The organism is Salinimicrobium aquimaris (assembly GCF_035607535.1).
Lineage (GTDB): Bacteria > Bacteroidota > Bacteroidia > Flavobacteriales > Flavobacteriaceae > Salinimicrobium.
Genome location: NZ_JAYDZX010000011.1, coordinates 107,283 through 126,158, shown reverse-complemented (window position 1 = coordinate 126,158; position 18,876 = coordinate 107,283). Strand labels below are relative to the sequence as shown.

Here is an 18,876-nt window from a genome sequence, read left to right as displayed (position 1 = left end):
AGGCATAAGCCCGAGGTTAAGCTCTTGTTAATCTGTGCTTAAGAAGTGTTAAGGAATTATTGGAAATCCTGCTCTACCACTCTTTTAATTCCTTCTGAATAAGGAGTTGGCCCCAACCCAAAAGCCACCTCAAATTTGCTGCTGTCAAAAAAGTAATCCCGGTCGTACTGATAGATCATCTCCACTGTTTCTTTCATGACAGGCATAAACCAGCCCATGATTCGCACCATCCACTCCGGTACTTCTCTATATCTGGGTTTTACATGCATCTCACTCGCTATCATTTCTACCCATTCCTTTCCAGATGGAGGATTGGAAGAAGTGGGCAAGTGCCACACCTTTCCATATGCAGCCTCAGAATTTCCCAGAAGAGCCGTTGCCTTGGCAGCATCGGGTACATAGGTAAAGGAATGAACTTTGTCAGCATTCCCCAGCCAGTTGGCTTTATTTCCTTTGGAGAGCGGTTTGAAGACAGTTTCCACAAGAAGGCTGTTCTTTAGACATCCGGGACCGTAAAAGTCGGCTGAACGTGCTATCAGAGCTGTTAAATTTCCGCTTTGGACCCGCTGTAGTAGTTTTTCAGCTATTTGCGCCCGTACCTTGCCTTTTTTAGAAGGAGGCTCAACGCTGCTGCTTTCGGTCATGTGAGGGATATTCTGCTTTGCATACATATATACATTATCGAAAAACACCAGTTTAGCCTCATATTTTTCGCAGGCATTGATCACATTATCCATAATCACCGGCCAGTCTTTTTGCCAGATTTGATGTTTGTATGGCAAACCGGCGGTAAGATATACCACCTTAGAGCCTTCAACTGCTCTTAAAACTTCCTTTAATTTAAGAAGATCTGCCTTTACCGCTTGCTCGCCGGACCCTGCTTTGACAGGATTCCTGCTTACCAGCCTTACACAGGAAGTATAGCTTTTCAACTCTGTGGCGAGGGCAGTGTTAACGGGTCCTCCCGCTCCTAAGATTGTCTGCATAGCTTTACAGTTGATTCCTTTAAAGTTAAGGAAAAATCCCGGCTGAATCTTCCTTTTCTGGAGGGTGAAGAAGAGCAAAATTGAAGTTCTACTCATCTAAATTAAGAACACATTCATTTTACCCTTTTTGATACCTCTGTTTTATGATTCCTTTAAAAGAGCTTTTCTATAAGCTTTCATATCTTGATGAAAATCAGATAAATAGAAAAACATGGAAGAAGGAAAAAAGAAGACTGTTTTGATTACCGGATTTTCCAGCGGAATAGGAAGAGCCCTGGCACAGCAATTCGCGGGTGACGGGTATGACATAATTGGCGTGGCCCGTGATAAGGCAAAAATGGAGAGCACGGCCAGTGAACTCAACAGTCAGCATGGTGTGGAGGTGAAGCTAATACAAAAAGATCTGGCGCACGACGGAGCCGCAAAGGAAGTGTACGACGAAGTGAAAGATTTTGGAAGGCCTATAGATATACTTGTAAATGATGCCGGAGTAGGACAGCACGGGAAATTTGCCGAGATCCCTTATGAGCGCTACTCACACCTTATTCATCTCAATATAATTTCATTAACTCATCTTACGCATTTATTTCTGAAGGATATGATTAGTAGGGACAGTGGGCGAATCCTGAATCTCGGGTCGGTTGCAGGTTTTCAACCGGGACCCTTACTGGCTGTTTATCATGCTACCAAAGCCTATGTAGTTTCTCTTTCTGAAGCATTGGCGACAGAGCTGGAGGAAATGAACAGCAAGGTGAGCGTTACCTGTCTTTGTCCGGGACCAACAGACACCGCCTTCTTTGATAGGGCAGATATGGAGGAGACTAATGTAGTGCATTACAAGGATAAGCTTATGATGCCACCCCAGGAAGTGGCCGAAGGTGCTTACAAGGCTTTAATGGATGGGGAGAGGATCTTTATTCCCGGTACTATGAACAAGGTGAGCACATTTATTCGCAGGGTGATACCAAAAAGTACCCAGTCCAAGACCCAGATGAAGTATTACGAGCACCACGAGGAATAGCAGCTGGATTCCCTGTAAAGCCGCTCAAAAATGAAGAAGGATGCCAGATAATGAAGACTATAGGATCCCTGGAACTACGAGGATAGGACATGTACATCTCAAGGTGGCAGATCTTGAGAAAGCACTCTTGTTCTATAATGGAATTCTGGGTTTTGAGGTGACACAGATGATGGGTAATTCAGCTGCGTTTTTATCGGCCGGTGGTTATCATCACCATATTGGCCTTAATACCTGGCATAGCAAAGACGCTCCCCGGGCTTTGAAATCCGGGGTGGGTCTATATCACACAGCTATTTTGTACAACAGCAGGAAAGAGTTGGCAGAGGTGTTGCAGCGGCTCATCAATGCTGAATATCCACTTACGGGAGCGGCAGATCACGGAGTATCGGAGGCGCTGTATCTCAATGACCCCGATGGTAACGGGGTTGAACTATATTATGACCGGCCGCCGGAACGTTGGCCAAAAAATAGAGACGGCTCCCTCGGGATGTACACCAGAGCTTTGCACCTGGATGATCTGCTGGCCGAACTGGATGAATGATTGCAAATAGAATATATGGTAGAAAATAAAGACGAAGTTTATAAAGAATTCAATGATCTGTTGAACCTCAGTCCGGGAGAATTGGAAGGCTGGCTTGATACTGAAGAGTCCAAACAGGTTGGGCAGGATAGTGGAGACGGCGAATCAATTGGGCGTAAAAGTGCTAAAAAGATCATCGAGATCAAGAGAAAGAAAAAAGCTGACCTTACAGAATCCGAATATGAACATATGCAAAAGGTCATTGGCTATATTAACAGGCACACGGCCCAGAAACCGGGTGGTGACATTAAGGATTCTGCATGGCGGTACAGCCTGATGAATTGGGGCTATGATCCTTTGAAATAACAAGCCTAAAGCACTTTTGAAAAAGAGATCATTAGCCGGGAAGGCACTGTTTAAAAACTATTCAGCAGTAGGATAACCTCTATCTATCCAGTCTACCTTGATATTCTCCCGCAGATTCAGAAGGCGGTGGTTTGTAAAATCCATCTCATTGAGCAAACTGAAAGCAGGTCGTACATTGGGGCAGATGTTAAAAGGACAGCATCCACAATAGATCACGATATCAGTATCCCGGGGAAGGGTTTCAAGTTCTTTTTCGAGGTTCTTTAACGCCTCTTTTTCTCCAGAAGGTCCTGTGTCTTTAGAACCCGGAATAATGCCGCCTGCACCAAGACTAAAGATGACAAGACTATCCTTTGGATCATTTAATAGCTGCACGAGATCTCTTGGCTCCAAAAGTTGCTGTTCTGTCCAGGGCTCTCCGTTTCCTTCCGGTGCTGAAGTCTCTGGAGATGCTTCTACCACATTTGTTTCAGAGAATTTATCTTCACTCGCATCATTTTTGCAGGAGATCACTGCCAAAGAACAGCACAATATTATTAAGTAGAAGAATTTTTTCATCACGATCTTATTTGAGTGCAAAAATATCAAAACAAAAATCAACTACTACCTAAAATCTCCGGGTCTTAATGATTAGGAAGAGGAACTAAACCAAAAATCGTAGTATAGAGATAATTCCTCAAATCTCTCTCAACTACCAACTACAAACTATAAACTAGTTCTTCGGTGGTGTGATCATGATGTGTGCGCGGTGCGTTCCCGGATCCATGATCCATGGCATTCCCGGTGCGAACGGCTTTTCGGGTAGTCCTGTCGATTCTGCAGTAGCGTAAGGGATGTAGATCACGTACCTAAAATGACCATCCTTTAACTCCCCGGTTTCCCTGTTGTAATTTTCTTCACTTCCGCTAAGAATGGTAGTCATTCCGGGAGAATCAGTTAGCGGTAGTTTTCCGGCTTCGGCTTCTTTCTTTCTAATTTCCCGCTTTTCCATTTCTCCTTTTCCTTCCGCAGAAAGTTCGCGTCCCCGGGACATGAATGGCTCCAGCTTTTTGGAATAACACGTAACACTAATTCCTTCTTTTTGAGGGTCATCGGCCAGGCATACGAGCTGGTTATTACCTTCTCTCAAAACCACCATTTCTCCTTGGTCATTGTAGCCATAGACCATCACTCCCTCCCGAAGCTCTTCGGGTGCTGCGAGGCTGGCTGTTTTGATCTGAATTTCGGCAGGAAGAATGTTGGATTGAGCAAAAAGTATTGCGGGCACAAAAAAGGTGAAAAGGCTGGCAAGAATTTTCATAACTATAAGAATTAGTGGTTACTGTAGCTTAAAGATAGCAAATATGCATTAGCGGGAAAAGGACAAAAGAGGTTTGGACCGTTCGATGACAACCACCGGGTAATTGGCACAATATTGCTTGTGCAGGCTGAATAAAGTAAAGGTGTAGGGGGGAGGAATCTTAGTTGAAGAAGTCGAGGTAGTCCTGGGAACTCGTCCGGATATTTTTGATATCCTTGAGGTTCCTTTTCAACCTGTAACTCTGCCTTCGGTTTTGAATCAGTAATATGATCAACAAAAGAATGGCAATTCCTGCAATACCTGAAATTACATATTCCATCTTTTCTGCATTAGGCCAATAAAAGTAGTGCAAAAAAGCAGAAAAAGATTACGGCTTTCCGTAATTTACTGTAGTTCCTAAAATTCAATTCCAGTCAAGCAATCTTTTTTCTCCTTCTATACTTTTTATATCTGTAATGTCCTGCGACATTTCGATCACGCCACGGTATTTTTTTTGTTCGTCACGTACGGCAAAATACCTTATGTAAATAAGTCTGCCCTTAAAATTGATCCAGAAAGAGGCTTCATTTTTGGTGCCTCTTCTAAACTCCTCCAGGATCTTTAAAACAGTACCCACACTCTTGGGGGGATGACAGAACTTGACTTCTCTTCCAATAATGCCTGCACTACGGGGAAACACCCGCTCTTTGCCACGGTTGTAAAAGATCACCTTATCGTTCTCATCTACATAAGTCAGGTCAAGTGGCATGGTTCGCAAAAGAAGGTTAACCTGCTCAACTGTCATATATCCTTCATCATAATGGGCGGCTTTTTCTGTATCAAACGAAAGCTCTCTTTTGGTGTGGTCCATGGAAGGATGAACATATTCCTCTTCTTTTAATAAAGGATAGCCTTCCGGCTTGTCTGTCAACATCCAGCCAATCTCTTCTTCGCCTTTTCGAACCTGTTTCCAGTCATCTTCGCTAAGGAGCTGCATGGAATTGGGGAAGAGCACGTTGTCTTCCACCAGTAGAAGTCTAAAGATGCTGCTTACCAGGTATTGCGCATCCTGTGTTGCTTCGGAAAATTTCTTGTCTTCAATTTTCTTTCGCAATAACCTGAACTGTTCCCTGATGGTGTCATGAAAGGACCACATGTTTTTCGACGGCCCTGTCCAGCCTTTTTGCTCCAGCACCGGAAAAAGCTGATTCTCCTTTCGCTCAAATCTCCTCTCGATCTGCTGAAGCTGATTAAAGATATTGTAGAATTTCTGATCTTCAGTTTCGGGATCGGTTTCAAGTAATTCCTTTCCCAGGCTTTGGATCAGTTCTTTTTCTTCGGAATAGATACTAACCGGATGTCCTTTTGGTAATGCTGAAGTTTCTGTCATGGCACAAAATTTTCAGCAAATAAAGCGGATATATCTATCCTGAATTATGGCCTTAATCACAACACCAAAAGGGGGCTCAAAAATGTCATTTTTGGCACCTCTTTCCAGAGTGTCTTCTAATTTCGGAGGTTTAAAGTAGCCGCTTAATGTCCTTTTCCAGGCTTTCTGGCTTTGTAATAGGTGCAAATCGCTTCACCGGTTTTCCTTTGCGGTCGACCAGGAATTTTGTGAAATTCCATTTCACCTTGCTACCCAATAATCCTCCAAGTTCGTTTTTCAGGTATTTGAACAGAGGGTGCGCTTCTTTACCGTTGACATCAACTTTGGAGAACATGGGAAAAGTAACGCCGTAGTTCACCACGCAACCTTCGGCAATAGACTTTTCATCCCCCGGCTCCTGCTTCCCGAATTGATTACAGGGGAAACCCAGAACAACAAAACCTTCTTCCTTATATTTTTTGTAAAGTTCCTCAAGACCCTCTAACTGCGGAGTAAATCCACATTCTGAAGCTGTGTTGACAACCAGCACGACCTTGTTCCGGAATTCTTCCATACTTATTTCTTTCCCCTGCAGGTCCTTTGCTGAGTGCTCATAAAATTCTTTCATAAAAAATGCTTTTTTGTAAAAATACTGTTTTTCAATTTTAAGCAGAGTTGCCACTGACAAACCTGCGTAATATAACATGACCGGCATCATATTTTCCTTCCAAAAATGACATTTTCTTTGCCGCTCATTTCTGCCGGGTGGAAAGATCTGCTTCGGTAGCTTTTTTATTGAAAACAGCTCATGAAAAATGCTTTAGGAAAAATGGAATTAATGGCTCCTGCAGGAAACTTTGAATCCTTGCAGGCTGCTTTGGATAATGGTGCCGATTCAGTTTACTTCGGGGTGGAGCAGCTAAACATGAGGGCCCGTGCTTCCATTAATTTCACAATGGATGATCTTCCGGAGATAGTAAGAAAATGCGAAGAAAAAGGGGTGAGAAGCTATCTTACATTGAATACCATTGTTTATGATCACGATCTCTCTTTGATCAAGCACCTGCTTTCCGCAGCAAAAGAAGCAGGAGTCACAGCTGTTATTGCAAGTGATCAGGCAGTTATTGCCTCGGCCAGGGGTATGGGAATTGCTGTACATATTTCTACCCAACTCAACATTACCAATATCGAGACGGTAAAATTCTACAGCCACTTTGCCGAAACTATGGTGCTTTCAAGGGAGTTGAGTTTAAGACAGGTAAAGAAGATCACAGAAGAGATCCAAAAAGAGCAGATCAAGGGACCATCAGGGGAATTGGTGAAAATCGAGATCTTCGGTCACGGAGCCTTATGTATGGCTGTTTCGGGTAAATGCTACTTAAGCCTGCATTCCCACAATTCTTCGGCTAATCGTGGAGCATGTAAACAGAACTGCCGCAAAAAATATACAGTTATTGATCAGGAATCGGGATTTGAGATCGAGATCGACAATGAATATATGATGTCCCCAAAAGATCTTTGTACGATCAACTTTTTAGATGAAGTCATGGAAGCGGGGGTACAGGTTTTAAAGATCGAAGGCCGTGGCCGGGCACCCGAATATGTAGCCACAGTAACTAAAGCTTATCGCGAGGCCATAGACTCCTGGTATGAGCAAACTTATTCCGAAGAAAAAATAGCCGGTTGGATGGAGCGGTTAAGCACGGTGTACAACCGAGGCTTCTGGAGCGGGTATTACCTGGGGCAAAAGCTTGGGGAATGGAGTAAAACTTCAGGTTCCCAGGCAACGCAAAAGAAGGTTTATGTTGGAAAGGGAGTCCACTACTTTCCCAAGGCGGGCATAGCCGAATTCAGGATCGAAGCCTATGATATTAAAAAAGGCGACAGGATCCTTGTGACAGGACCCAGTACGGGGGCACAGGAATTTGAGTTGGAGGAGATGTTTGTAAATGACCAACTTGCAGGTAAGGCCGCAAAAGGAGATAGCTGTACGATTAAGGTTCCGTTCCGGGTTAGACTTTCAGACAGGTTGTACAAAATGGTGGAGGCTTAATGGTAGTGGTAACCCTACAGCGCAAGAAGTGTATTGGCTGCAACTACTGTGTGGAACTTGCTCCCGGCCAATTCCAGATGTCCAAAAAAGATGGAAAAAGTGTGCTCTTAAAATCCATTGATCGCAAAGGGTTTCACACGCTAAAATCGGCTGACCATTCCATTCACGAGGTTTGTGAAGCCGCGGCTAAAGCCTGCCCTGTAAAGATCATTTCGGTTAAAGAAACCTAAGGGTTCAACTACAAACTATTAACGCCTCATTCTCCGCACTCCGAACCCCTAACTCCGAACCTAACATCATCCTGTATTTTTGAGTCCGCTGGCAAGGGCTGTGGTGATCTGCAATAAGTGGGTAACCAGGTTATCATCGGCAGATCTGTCCTTTGAGGCTCTCCAGTCCCTCAAGTTTTTGATCTGCAATTTGTGAAGGGAGATCAGCACATCATTTCGGCGGTTGAGGTTGTCGAGCAGGCTCTGTCTTCTTTCTTCCCTGTTTTGATCGAACATCCGGGCTATTTCCTCTAGTCCCTTTGCGTGCTCAGCTTTAATTACTGAAGTCATTTCCTGCCTTACATTTTCGTCCTTGACAAGGGCGGCGTAGGCTTCCATCACCTCAGGTTCGGCGTTCATGATATTCGTCTCAACCTGGATTAAAACGTATCTCAAAAATGGCCAGTCCTGTGAGAATTCTTTAAGTTGATCATATTGATCCGGAGCTTCCTGCCGGAGCTTTTCCAGGGCATAGCCTATCCCAAACCAGCCGGTGATATTGAATCTCGACTGGTTCCAGCTAAATACCCAGGGAATTGCCCGAAGGTCGTTTAAAGTTCTTGTACCGGTACGTCGCGCAGGCCGGGACCCTATCTTGCTTAATTCCAGCACATCAATAGGAGTGGCTTCTCCGTAAAATGATAAAAATGAAGGATGTTTGATTAACTGCTGGTATTTTTCTTTAGAGAATTCTGCAAGATGTTTAAGGGCATCAAGTGGGAATTCAATTTTCTCACCAGGGTAAAGGCGGTTAGAAGTTTGCAGGGCGGTGCCAGAGAGCAGCATTTCCACATTATAGGTGGCCGTCAACATGTTAGCGAATTGCTGTGCAATTGTTTCCCCCTGTACCGTGAGCTTCATTTCTCCGCTCATGCTTCCGCGGGGCATACTTTCCAGGAAGCGGTGATATTTTCCGCCACCCCGGCTAATCGTTCCGCCAATGCCGTGGAAGAAACGCAGTTCGACATTATGCCGGTTTGCAGTTTCAGTAAGATTTTTTTCAGCCCGGTAGATATTCCAGCGGCTCGCAATTATACCCCCGTCCTTGTTGCTGTCACTATACCCTAACATCACCTCCTGTTTCCTGTCCCGGCTTTCGGCATAAGCCGGATGGGTAAGAAAATTTTCCAGGATCTCTCCCGAAGCCAGAAGGTCATCGATGGTCTCAAACAAAGGCACCACCTGAAATGTATTCCTGTCAATTCCCACTTCTCTAAAGAAAAGGTAAACAACCAGCAGGTCGCTTAGCTGCCGGGTCATACTTACTATAAAGGATCCTACGCCCTCGGGGCCATGCCTTTCCACGTGTTTCTTCACGACCTTATAACTGTCGAGCACCTGGTTGGCCTCGGGACCAAAGGAACGACCGGCTATGGCAAAAGGTCTCTCGCTTTTAAGTTCCTCCGAAATGAATTTCACTCGCTCCTCCTCGTTCCAGGTCCTGTAATCGGGGAGGTCTGGAAATGACACTTTGAGTATTTGTTCCAGGGCTTTGTCATGGAATTCACTGTTTTGCCTTATGTCTAGCCGGGCCAGGTGAAATCCAAAAGATTGCACGAGCCGCTCAATGGGGAACAGAAGATCATCAACTATACGCTTTGCCCCGATCGCAAGCAGGCTCTTCTTTAATAGCTGAAGATCTTTCGTAAGATCCTCAGCTCGTGGATAAGATAATAAGTCGCCTTCAGTATTTTCTTTTGTATGTTCAAGTTGTAAAAGAATAAGGCTTACAAACTGTCTCCAGGGTTCATAAGGATTTCGTTGTAATGCCTTTTTTCCTTCTTCTCCCAGGGCTACAGCCTTACTTTCTATTGATTCCTTCAAATAGGCAGGAACTTCATTGCGTATTCCTGAAAAACTCATTCCCGCGGCGAGCTGGTTGAGGTGGTCGTGAACAAGCTCGAGAGCAGCCTGTCGATGGGCGGCCAAGGTGGATTTTGTTACCTGTGCAGTAACATAAGGATGCCCGTCTCTGTCTCCGCCCACCCAGGTGCCGAATTCCAGGCGGGGATAACTTAGCTTTTTAGGATCGAATCCCGAGTTAAGCCAGCTTTGTTTTAGCTGAATATCACTTTTTCTAAGTACCTGCGGAAAAACCTTGCTGAAGTAGTGGATGACGTTATTTCTCTCCATCTCCACGGTGGGTTTTTTGAGGTAAACTTCTCCTGTGCGCCACCAGCGTTCAATCAGGGTTTTGATATCTTCGGTAATAACTGTCCTCTCCGAAAAGGAGTAAGAGGTGTTCTCCAGTTTTATGAGGTTGAGATAAATTTCCCTGTGCAGTTCCAATATGGAGATCCTTTTTGTTTCTGTAGGGTGTGCAGTCAAAACCGGGATAAGCCTCACTTTGGAAATTACCTCCTGCATCTGCTCTTCATTGAGTCCGCGTTCTTTCCAGCGTTGGAAGGTTTCACTCCATGATCCTCTTATGAACTGCATTCCCTTACTATTTGCAATTTTTCTCCGGTACTGCACTGCGGCATTTTCCTCGACCAGGTTCATGAGCTGCAGGTAGATGCTAAGCACCTGAATTTGCTTTTCTTCGAGCTCTAAATCTGTACTGAGAGTGCGGTGGAGGTCTTCATGCCTGGTCAATAAATTTGCCAGATCATGCTCTCCAAGATCGTTCAATACCTCTCTAAAACAATTTGTGAGGAGCTGCATGTCCCGTTCTATTTTATTATAGCCTTTATTTTGAGATGTTTGCTGCATTTTCGGAGGATTCTTAAGATTCGTAATTGTCTTCAACAATTTAGGTAATAGCTCATAGTTTCAAAAGCGGAAGCACAGAGAATATTAGGCTTTAGGCAATTTTTTTTGCAATAACGTTTTCGCAAAATGGCAGCTGTAAGATCTTTTTCTATGCTAACATTTTTAATGAAAATATCTTTACCCGAATGGCTGAATTAATTTTTCCCGCTGAAGGAACTTTCCGGAAGAAAAAAGGGCCGTTGTTTTTGCCTATTTAGTCCATTTCGGGAAATAAGGGAAACTAAAACGTTTGAAGTAAGCTTTATTTAATACTAATTTAACCTTTTGATATGCTGTCAGTTATGGCTTTAAAAGGTATTTTCGTCCTGTAAACGAGATGGTAATTTTTTAGTCTTTAGCTATGAACAATTTTCTTTTTGTCGCCTCAGAAAATGATGCAATTTCTAACTGCAAAGTTGGTGGGGTAGGTGATGTTATCAGGGATGTCCCACGACAGATCTCCGATAGGGGAGACCGGGTGCACGTGATCGTTCCTTCTTATTCCCGCCTGCACAAAATGGGAAAATTAAAGGCAACTTTGAATTTTGAGTTGAGAGGCGAAGCTTATTCGGCCCAGCTCTATGAGGTTGCGCCAAAAGAACAGCACAAAAACATTACGCACTATGTGATCCATCATCCCGAGATCGAAGCGGGAAGCATTGGAGGAGTGTATCATCATGATCCCTATGAGCCCTTCTTCACCGATGTGATCAAGTACACCATTTTTTGTACTGCAGTGGCCGAAGCTGTAAGACAGGGACATTTTGGAAAACTGGATATCATTCACCTTCATGACTGGCATTCCAGCATGCTGTTGTTCCTTAAGAATTTCCATCCTTCTTATAATAAATTGAAGAAGGTGAAATTTGTTTATTGTATCCACAACCTGGCTCTCCAGGGGATCCGTCCTTTTGAGCATAGCTATTCTTCTTTAGCAACCTGGTTCCCTAACATAGACTGGAACAGGGAAGCTCTTAAGGATCCGCGTTATCACGATTGTTTTAATCTCATGGCCATGGGAATAAGGTTCGCCGATTCTGTACATACAGTTTCTCCTTCATATAAACAGGACGTTTTGCTGCCGAGCGAAGCACCCGAATTTATTGGGGGCGAAGGTCTTGAGGAGGATCTAAAGCAGGCCGATAGGGAAGGCCGTTTTCACGGAATTCTCAATGGGTCAGATTATGAGAATGTACCGGTTAAAAAAGGAAAGCTTTTCCAGAATATTGCCACTACGATCTTTCAGCAGCTTCAAAGAGAACCCCACAGAAGTAAAGCCGAATTTCTTGCCCACACAGGTGAAAAAATAGTTCCTTTTTTGAAGAAACGGCCAAAGTTCATTTGCGCCAGTGTTGCCAGGCTTACAGAGCAAAAGTTCTATTTCTTTAAGCGTTCGCCAGAAGCCCTGCTGCAAATCCTCGATCAACTTGAGGAAGTAGGCGGAGTATATGTGCTGCTTGGGACAGGAGCTCACGACTATGAGGACCTGTTGAAAGATCTTAGCTATAAAAGAGAGAACTTTATATTTATTAATACTCAGAGTGAAGCTGTAGTCAACTCCATTTACAGGGATTCCGATCTCTATTTCATGCCAAGTCTTTTTGAACCTTGCGGAATAAGTCAGATGCTGGCAATGCGAAATGGGCAGCCATGTCTGGTTCACCATACCGGCGGACTTAAAGATACCGTGCAGCACGTGCATACAGGATTTGCCTTTGATGGAAAGACCTACGATGAAAAAGTTTACAACATGGTAGAGAGTTTCAAAGAAGCCCTATACCTTTTTCAGCACGAAAAAACTACCTGGAAACAGATACAGGTAAATGCCAGGAGAATGCGTTTTACCTGGAAAAAATCTGTGGATGAGTATTACAAACTCCTTTACGCTTTCAATCCGGCGGAGGTGAGAGTAGCTTAAGCTCAGCCAGCAGTGGTCAGTCTTCAGTGGTCAGCACCTCCTATGTGAATAGGGGCAGTAGTCAGAAACTTAGAAATACAAAAGTAGCTGCAGTGGTAGAGAATGAAGGTTAGTACGGAGGAAGCATAAGTTGCAGTATACGGGAGGTGAGTGAACCTGCCCGAATACTGCTTTTTGCTTTAAACAATGTCCGTGGATAGGTTTAACAAAGGTAAAAATCACTACCTTATATTCTTATCAAATTGTTGGCTTATGAAACCAGAGAAGCTCTTTCTTAAGGATGACGGCTCTATCCCGAATAGTAAACTTCCGTTACTGGTGTACAGGAAAGTTACAGACGAAACCGGGGAAACTGCTGCGAAATATTTTGAAGAACTGTTTGCTAAGAACAATTGGAAGAACTCCTGGCGCAACGGAGTTTTCGATTATCACCACTACCACAGCAACACCCATGAGGTGCTTGGGATCTACAACGGTAGGTCACTGCTACAATTAGGGGGCGAAAAAGGGGAAAAACTGGAAGTCTTTGCAGGAGACGTGATCGTAATTCCCGCCGGGGTGGCTCATAAGAATTTGGATGAGGAGGACTTTGCTGTGGTGGGAGCTTATCCTGAAGGTAAATCTCATGATATGAATACCGGGAAACCCGATGAGAGACCAGCAGCAGACCAGAATATTGCGGCGGTGCCTTTACCCGGGGCCGATCCTGTTCTTGGAAAGGATCTGGGTCTTAGGAAAATATGGGCTGAAATTTCCTGAAATAAAATTTCTTTCATCTGCCTAACTCAGCCATTTCTTTTGTTTGTTTCCTCAAAAAAAGCCTATTTTTGCCGGCTCTTATGACGAGCAGCAATAAAACATATTTTATCACCGCTTACTCCATTGAGATCCTTGGAGCTAAGCTAACCTCAATCTCTTTCTTTTAAAGGAAAGACAATCATCCATTTCTTCTTTAGTAAAAATAACATGAAGCAGATCTTCAACCTTTTCGATTTTTCCCAGAAAGTAGATTATAAAAATGAAATCCTGGCAGGACTCACCGTTGCGTTGGCGTTAATTCCTGAAGCTGTTGCTTTTGCAATGATCGCAGGACTTTCACCTTTGACAGGTCTTTACGCTGCTTTTGTAATGGGTCTTGTGACTTCTATCCTGGGAGGACGTCCGGGAATGATATCGGGTGCTACCGGGGCAGTAGCAGTAGTTATTGCAGCACTGGCAATTTCGCACGGGCCGGAATATGTTTTTGCAACCGTTGTACTTGCAGGAGTGCTTGAACTGCTGGCAGGAGTCCTAAGACTTGGAAAGCTGATAAGGCTGGTGCCACATTCGGTGATCTTTGGGTTTGTAAATGGTCTTGCCATTATCATCTTCATGTCTCAACTGGACCAGTTCAAAACCCTAAATGAAGCCGGGGAGCTCGTGTGGATGACGGGCCAGAACCTTTACATTTTGCTAGGCTTAGTTCTGCTCACTATGCTCATCATTTGGGGATTACCTAAGTTAACTAAAGTATTTCCTTCCTCCCTTGCAGCAATTCTGGTGGTATTCGGGCTGGTTGCATTCTTTGGAATAGATACCAAGACTGTAGGTGATATTGCTTCTATTGAAGGAGGTTTTCCTCCGTTTCATATTCCTATGGTGCCCTTCACCTGGGAAACTCTTGCTCTTATTTTCCCTTTTGCGGCAATCATGGCAGGAGTAGGATTAATTGAAAGTTTGCTTACCTTAAATATTGTGGATGAGCTTACCGAAACCAGAGGGAGAAGTAACAAGGAATGTGTGGCGCAGGGAACTGCAAATATACTTTCAGGATTCTTCTCGGGAATGGGAGGCTGTGCCATGATCGGGCAGAGTTTGATCAACGTTTCTTCAGGTGCAAGAGCGAGATTATCGGGAATTGTTGCTGCTGTAATGTTACTGGTCTTTGTTATGTTCGCGGCAAACATTATTGAATTGTTACCAATGGCCGCTTTAACGGGAGTTATGATCATGGTTTCCATTGGTACCTTTGAGTGGGCGAGTTTAAGAACCTTCCGAAGAATGCCAAAGAGCGATGTATTGGTGATGGTGCTTGTAACTTTCGTTACGGTAGTACTTCACAACCTGGCCCTTGCCGTACTTGTTGGGGTGATCATTTCGGCTCTTGTTTTTGCCTGGGATAACGCAAAGAGAATCAGGGTCCGCAAGTATGTTGACGACAAAGGTGTAAAGCATTATGAGATCTACGGACCCCTTTTCTTCGGAAGTGTAGCTGCATTTAATGAAAAGTTCGACGTTACCGGAGATCCGGAGGAGGTGATCATTGATTTTTCTGAAAGCCGTATCGTCGACATGTCGGGAATTGAAGCCGTGAACAGGTTGACCGACCGGTACCTGAAGCAGGGTAAAAAATTGCATCTTAGGCACCTTAGCCGCGATTGCAGGCAACTTCTTAAGAATGCCGATGAGATCATCGAGGTCAACATCCTTGAAGATCCTACCTGGAAAGTTGCTACAGACCGAATTTAATTCTTAAATTCAAGTCGTAACTAAATTTGAACCTATGAAATTCAGAGATAGAGACGACATGGAATTCGATCCTGTGCCTTCCTTGAAAAGCAAGGCCCTAAGAGTCAATCTCAACGAGCACATCTACGGTACCTTTGCCGAGATTGGAGCAGGGCAGGAAACGGTTCGTAATTTTTTTCGTGCCGGGGGCGCTTCAGGAACTATAGCAAAGACCATGAGCGCCTATGACAAGGACTTTAGTGATGCTATCTATGGAATTGAAAAAGATGCCCGCTATGTTACCGAAGCCCGGCTCAAAAGCATGCTCGAATACGAAACCCGACTTTTAGAGGAACGAATCTCCAGGGAAAAACATCCCGATAAGCTCTTTTTTAGTTACGCCAATACCGTTGCCACCATAGATTTTGCCAAGAAATATAAGGGCCATGGATGGTTGGGAATAAGATTTCAGACAGATCCAAAAGAGGATTTTAATGAGATCATTATTCATGTTCAGTTTCATGAAAATAATGCAGGCCTTCAGCAAATTACGCTGGGAACTATGGGCACCAATTTGATCTATGGGGCCTTCTACCAGTATGATGATGCCAAAGTTCTCCTGCAGCATCTCTATGACCATCTCAACAGCGACCAGGTGGAGATCGACATGATCAATTTTACAGGGCCTGTCTTCAAAGATGTTGACAATCGCCTTATGAGCCTTCAGCTAGTGAAAAACGGCATGACCCAGGCGGTCATGTTTGCTTCTTCGGGGAACAACGTTTTGCCAGCCAATGAGCTGTATAAGAAGAATATTCTCACGCTTCGGGGAAGTTACCGGCCGGTTACAAAGGTGAACATGAACATGTATGAGCAATCTCTCGATCTGTTTCTGAAGGAGAAAAAAGTTAAGAAGGAAAAGACCCGGGTCATTTTTGAGATCACGCTTTCAAATTTAAAATCTGAAGGAGATATTGACGAAAAAGATTTCCTTGACAGGGCAGATCTTCTGGGTTCCCTGGGACAAATGGTGATGATCTCAAATTTCCAGGAATACTATAAGCTGGTAGAGTATTTTTCCCAATTCACTGCAGAAAGAATGGGATTGACGATGGGAGTCAATACATTTATCGCTTTGTTTGATGAAAAATACTACCGCCATCTTAGCGGAGGTATACTGGAGGCCTTTGGTAAACTCTTTTTCAGGGATCTAAAGGTTTATCTGCATCCGCTCAAGGATCCCGACACGGGAGAGATCATTACCAGCGAAAATCTTAAGGTCCATCCCCGCATGAAGGAGCTTTTCAAGTTCTTCAAGGACAATGGCAGGGTAGTGGATATTACCAATTATAATCCGGAGATCCTGGATATTTATTCCCGTGAAGTACACAAAATGATCTCTGAAGGAAAGAGTGGATGGGAAGACATGCTGCCTCCAAGAACTACCGAAATGATCAAGGAAAAGCGTTTGTTTATGCCTGCTGAAGCCTGATTGGAAGAGGTTTTAAAAATGACATTTTTGAAGCTCTATTCAGGACTGTTATTTTGCCGTTTCTTTAATTGGAAAACCTGTTTTATTCATGCTCCTGCTCAAGTCCCCAGGCCTTGTTAATTTTTCCAATTAATTGGGTAAAGCGTTCATCCTTACGCAGGTCTGCAAATACCTTGGGAAAAAGATACCTGATGATCTCGTTTGAAAAAGAACCCCACTCCTGCACATTTTCAAGAGAACGAAAAGCGGCATTTTTTTCATCATAGAGGGCATGTAGCATAGCCATGGGGAAAGGATTTATACGGCTGTGAATCTCCTCTTTTAAGTTCTGTCCCCACTCGCTATTGCCAAGTGCGTGATAACAAAAAGCCATCAGGGTCTGTACTTCTGCCCTGGAAGGAGTACTAAGAGGAAGCGCGTGAGGCAATGTTTTCTTTAAAGCGAACAACGCTTCTTCAAATTGGTCAAGATGATAAAGGCTCAGCCCTTCTACAAAATGAGTGAAGCTATAATCGGGATTGATCTCTCTTGCTCTTTGAGCTTCTTTAAGGCCTTCAGCATACTTCTTATTTCCCAGATAAATAATTGATAAAAAGATCCTGAAGGCAGGGGAAAGAGGATTGAATTTTACAGACTTTTCGCCCACGGCAAGTGCTTCTGTAGCATTTCCCATCATTAGATTGATCCAGCCTAGCCAGATATAAGCTTCGGCATAACTGGGTGAAAGATTTATTGCTGCTTCGAATTCCCTTTTGGCAGCAGGACCATTCTGTTCTCCGGAATAGGCAATCCCTAACGAGCAGTGAGCTTCTCCGAGATTGGGGTTTAGTTCCACAGCCTTTGAAGCAACAAATATTGGGGATAGGGAATTTGGCGGCAAGGGGAGTCCATAGTATTTTAACAGGGAATGTGCATCAGCAAGACCTGACCAGGCCAGAGCATAGTCAGGATCAAGTTCTATCGAACCTTTAAAGAGATCAAGTCCGCGGTAGATACCGTCCTCTGTTCGCAGGTCCAAACTACTTCTGCCTAAAGTGTAAAGCCGGTAGGCCTCAAGGTTCTGGGTAGGATGCTGTACCTCCCGTGTTTTCTCACGAGGAGACAGCCGAATCTTCAAGGTCTCTAAAATGTCATCTGCAACCGCATCTCTTATTGAAAAAATGTTCTCTGCCGTTAATTTCTCTTGATACATTTTTGACCATACCTGTGAATCATTCGGGGCATGTACTAAACGAACATTGATCCTGATAATTTTTCCTGCCTGCTCAACTTCCCCTTCAAGAAGCCAGGTGACATTAAGCTCCCTTCCAATAAGAGCCGAAGTTTTTTCGGTTTTAGGATAATTTTTTACGGAGGTCCTGGAGATGACATGAAGATCACTTATCCGGGAAAGTGCGGTAAGGATATCACCATGTATCCCTTCGGCAAAGTGCAATTTCCTGGAGCTGAGGTCTTCAAAAGGTAGAACGGCCAGAGCATTTTTTGAAGCCTCATCTTCTGTTTTGTTACTTGGATCTCGCGGTGGTTCCGGAACTTTCTTTGTTTCTTCGGAAAGATTGGAGGCGAATTTTCTGATTTCCGGTTTGGGCACTTCATTCCATTCGTCCTGCAAATACCTGCTGAAATTCTCATAAACTTCAAGGGCAGCCTTATTGTTACCGTCATAGTGAAGTGACTGCATCAACTTCATATGAAGCTCTTCCGAGTCAGGATCTAATTCTATTCCCTTTTTCAACCATTTAGCCGCATTTTCATAATTATTTTGTTGTAAGAATGAATCTGCCAGATTTGAACAGGCATCTCTGGCTAAAGTATGGAACCTTTCCCGCTCTTTCTCCAGCCAGTGATCGAATTCCAGGGAAATGTTGCTGACAAAGAATCCTTTAAGAAGATCACTTCTATAGACCTTTAGTGCATTTTCATAATCCTGTTTCCCGATCGCTTCCTCGAAGAATAAAGCATCTGAAGAAAAAGCCTGGGGAACCATCATTATCTCTTCTGTGCCTCTGCTCTTTAGTGCCTCTTTCCCAAGAGTTTTTCTTATGTGGTAGAGCATATTGCTAAGGGAATTCCTTGCACTTTTTTGATCCTGCTCAGGCCAGAAAAGAGGGAGCAGGCTATCTCTGCGGTGAAAGCCGCGGGGGCGGTGCAGTAACAGGAAAGTAAGCAGGGCTAAACGTTTTGGGCCGGCCAGAAAGGAGTTTTCCAACTCTCCCTTAGAATTTCGTATTTCGGCCGGCCCTAAAATGTTTAACTCAATCACTTCTAATGAATTCTGCTCTTAGATGGAAATCTAAGACATAAAACGGAGTTAGCAAAGAATCGCCGGTAATTTTACTGCATTAAACAAACAGGAGAATTAAAT

General features: G+C 44.0%; 17 protein-coding genes. 9 read left to right on the top strand and 8 right to left on the bottom strand.

Annotated elements, in window-relative coordinates:
* Positions 1–56 precede the first annotated feature (56 nt).
* Positions 57–986 (bottom strand): NAD-dependent epimerase/dehydratase family protein, encoded by a 930-nt coding sequence (locus VR862_RS11160; protein WP_324721053.1) that lies wholly within the window; start codon positions 984–986, stop codon positions 57–59.
* 211 nt (positions 987–1,197) lie between these two features.
* On the opposite strand from VR862_RS11160, the gene VR862_RS11155 reads away from it, so the two are divergent.
* The 3 genes from VR862_RS11155 to VR862_RS11145 are packed head-to-tail and all read left to right on the top strand — an operon-like array spanning position 1,198 to position 2,893.
* A complete protein-coding gene (locus tag VR862_RS11155; protein ID WP_324721052.1) occupies positions 1,198–2,007 on the top strand; it encodes an SDR family NAD(P)-dependent oxidoreductase in 810 nt (269 codons plus the stop codon).
* A gap of 40 nt (positions 2,008–2,047) precedes the next feature.
* Positions 2,048–2,548, top strand: a complete 501-nt coding sequence (locus VR862_RS11150; RefSeq protein ID WP_324721051.1) for a VOC family protein — start codon at positions 2,048–2,050, stop codon at positions 2,546–2,548.
* A gap of 15 nt (positions 2,549–2,563) precedes the next feature.
* On the top strand, positions 2,564–2,893 hold the full coding sequence (locus VR862_RS11145) for a DUF3140 domain-containing protein (RefSeq protein WP_324721050.1): 330 nt from the start codon (positions 2,564–2,566) through the stop codon (positions 2,891–2,893).
* A 57-nt stretch (positions 2,894–2,950) separates the two neighbouring features.
* Here VR862_RS11145 and VR862_RS11140 read toward each other — a convergent pair whose 3' ends face one another.
* The 5 genes from VR862_RS11140 to VR862_RS11120 all read right to left on the bottom strand — a co-directional run bounded on the left by VR862_RS11140 (position 2,951) and on the right by VR862_RS11120 (position 6,169).
* Entirely contained in the window at positions 2,951–3,451 is a 501-nt protein-coding gene (locus tag VR862_RS11140; RefSeq protein WP_324721049.1) for a rhodanese-like domain-containing protein, read from the bottom strand.
* Positions 3,452–3,605: 154 nt separating this feature from the next.
* A complete protein-coding gene (locus VR862_RS11135) occupies positions 3,606–4,193 on the bottom strand; it encodes a hypothetical protein (protein WP_324721048.1) in 588 nt (195 codons plus the stop codon).
* Between the two features lie 160 nt (positions 4,194–4,353).
* Positions 4,354–4,512: a hypothetical protein gene (locus VR862_RS11130; protein ID WP_324721047.1), complete on the bottom strand. Its 159-nt coding sequence runs from the start codon at positions 4,510–4,512 to the stop codon at positions 4,354–4,356.
* A gap of 84 nt (positions 4,513–4,596) precedes the next feature.
* A complete protein-coding gene (locus tag VR862_RS11125) occupies positions 4,597–5,562 on the bottom strand; it encodes a DUF438 domain-containing protein (protein WP_324721046.1) in 966 nt (321 codons plus the stop codon).
* Positions 5,563–5,692: 130 nt separating this feature from the next.
* On the bottom strand, positions 5,693–6,169 hold the full coding sequence (locus tag VR862_RS11120; RefSeq protein ID WP_324721045.1) for a glutathione peroxidase: 477 nt from the start codon (positions 6,167–6,169) through the stop codon (positions 5,693–5,695).
* Between the two features lie 180 nt (positions 6,170–6,349).
* Here VR862_RS11120 and VR862_RS11115 point away from each other — a divergent pair, with 180 nt between their 5' ends.
* Together VR862_RS11115 and VR862_RS11110 are read left to right on the top strand one after the other, a co-directional pair.
* Positions 6,350–7,594: a peptidase U32 family protein gene (locus tag VR862_RS11115; protein ID WP_324721044.1), complete on the top strand. Its 1,245-nt coding sequence runs from the start codon at positions 6,350–6,352 to the stop codon at positions 7,592–7,594.
* Positions 7,594–7,824 carry a ferredoxin gene (locus tag VR862_RS11110; protein ID WP_324721043.1) on the top strand — a complete coding sequence of 77 codons (231 nt, stop codon included), beginning with the start codon at positions 7,594–7,596 and terminating at the stop codon, positions 7,822–7,824. Before VR862_RS11115 ends, VR862_RS11110 begins: the two co-directional genes overlap by 1 nt.
* Before the next feature lie 66 nt (positions 7,825–7,890).
* On the opposite strand, the gene VR862_RS11105 is transcribed toward VR862_RS11110, so the two are convergent.
* The gene (locus VR862_RS11105; RefSeq protein ID WP_324721042.1) at positions 7,891–10,575 is read right to left on the bottom strand and encodes a phosphoenolpyruvate carboxylase; all 2,685 of its coding nucleotides are present in this window, start codon (positions 10,573–10,575) and stop codon (positions 7,891–7,893) included.
* Between the two features lie 400 nt (positions 10,576–10,975).
* Here VR862_RS11105 and VR862_RS11100 point away from each other — a divergent pair, with 400 nt between their 5' ends.
* The 4 genes from VR862_RS11100 (at position 10,976) to VR862_RS11085 (ending at position 16,511) form a co-directional block, all read left to right on the top strand.
* Positions 10,976–12,532, top strand: a complete 1,557-nt coding sequence (locus VR862_RS11100; protein ID WP_324721041.1) for a glycogen synthase — start codon at positions 10,976–10,978, stop codon at positions 12,530–12,532.
* 252 nt (positions 12,533–12,784) lie between these two features.
* Complete coding sequence (locus VR862_RS11095) at positions 12,785–13,291, top strand: cupin domain-containing protein (protein WP_324721040.1); 507 nt, start codon at positions 12,785–12,787, stop codon at positions 13,289–13,291.
* A gap of 207 nt (positions 13,292–13,498) precedes the next feature.
* Positions 13,499–15,040, top strand: a complete 1,542-nt coding sequence (locus VR862_RS11090) for a SulP family inorganic anion transporter (RefSeq protein ID WP_324721039.1) — start codon at positions 13,499–13,501, stop codon at positions 15,038–15,040.
* 34 nt (positions 15,041–15,074) lie between these two features.
* Entirely contained in the window at positions 15,075–16,511 is a 1,437-nt protein-coding gene (locus tag VR862_RS11085; protein ID WP_324721038.1) for a TonB-dependent receptor, read from the top strand.
* A gap of 82 nt (positions 16,512–16,593) precedes the next feature.
* Here VR862_RS11085 and VR862_RS11080 read toward each other — a convergent pair whose 3' ends face one another.
* On the bottom strand, positions 16,594–18,774 hold the full coding sequence (locus VR862_RS11080) for a tetratricopeptide repeat protein (protein ID WP_324721037.1): 2,181 nt from the start codon (positions 18,772–18,774) through the stop codon (positions 16,594–16,596).
* Between the last annotated feature and the right edge of the window lie 102 nt (positions 18,775–18,876).

Excerpts from the sequence above, each read along its gene's own strand:
- VR862_RS11160 (WP_324721053.1), bottom strand. The coding sequence starts at position 986 with ATGCAGACAATCTTAGGAGCGGGAGGACCCGTTAACACTGCCCTCGCC.
- VR862_RS11155 (WP_324721052.1), top strand. The coding sequence starts at position 1,198 with ATGGAAGAAGGAAAAAAGAAGACTGTTTTGATTACCGGATTTTCCAGC.
- VR862_RS11150 (WP_324721051.1), top strand. The coding sequence starts at position 2,048 with ATGCCAGATAATGAAGACTATAGGATCCCTGGAACTACGAGGATAGGA.
- VR862_RS11145 (WP_324721050.1), top strand. The coding sequence starts at position 2,564 with ATGGTAGAAAATAAAGACGAAGTTTATAAAGAATTCAATGATCTGTTG.
- VR862_RS11140 (WP_324721049.1), bottom strand. The coding sequence starts at position 3,451 with ATGAAAAAATTCTTCTACTTAATAATATTGTGCTGTTCTTTGGCAGTG.
- VR862_RS11135 (WP_324721048.1), bottom strand. The coding sequence starts at position 4,193 with ATGAAAATTCTTGCCAGCCTTTTCACCTTTTTTGTGCCCGCAATACTT.
- VR862_RS11130 (WP_324721047.1), bottom strand. The coding sequence starts at position 4,512 with ATGGAATATGTAATTTCAGGTATTGCAGGAATTGCCATTCTTTTGTTG.
- VR862_RS11125 (WP_324721046.1), bottom strand. The coding sequence starts at position 5,562 with ATGACAGAAACTTCAGCATTACCAAAAGGACATCCGGTTAGTATCTAT.
- VR862_RS11120 (WP_324721045.1), bottom strand. The coding sequence starts at position 6,169 with ATGAAAGAATTTTATGAGCACTCAGCAAAGGACCTGCAGGGGAAAGAA.
- VR862_RS11115 (WP_324721044.1), top strand. The coding sequence starts at position 6,350 with ATGAAAAATGCTTTAGGAAAAATGGAATTAATGGCTCCTGCAGGAAAC.
- VR862_RS11110 (WP_324721043.1), top strand. The coding sequence starts at position 7,594 with ATGGTAGTGGTAACCCTACAGCGCAAGAAGTGTATTGGCTGCAACTAC.
- VR862_RS11105 (WP_324721042.1), bottom strand. The coding sequence starts at position 10,575 with ATGCAGCAAACATCTCAAAATAAAGGCTATAATAAAATAGAACGGGAC.
- VR862_RS11100 (WP_324721041.1), top strand. The coding sequence starts at position 10,976 with ATGAACAATTTTCTTTTTGTCGCCTCAGAAAATGATGCAATTTCTAAC.
- VR862_RS11095 (WP_324721040.1), top strand. The coding sequence starts at position 12,785 with ATGAAACCAGAGAAGCTCTTTCTTAAGGATGACGGCTCTATCCCGAAT.
- VR862_RS11090 (WP_324721039.1), top strand. The coding sequence starts at position 13,499 with ATGAAGCAGATCTTCAACCTTTTCGATTTTTCCCAGAAAGTAGATTAT.
- VR862_RS11085 (WP_324721038.1), top strand. The coding sequence starts at position 15,075 with ATGAAATTCAGAGATAGAGACGACATGGAATTCGATCCTGTGCCTTCC.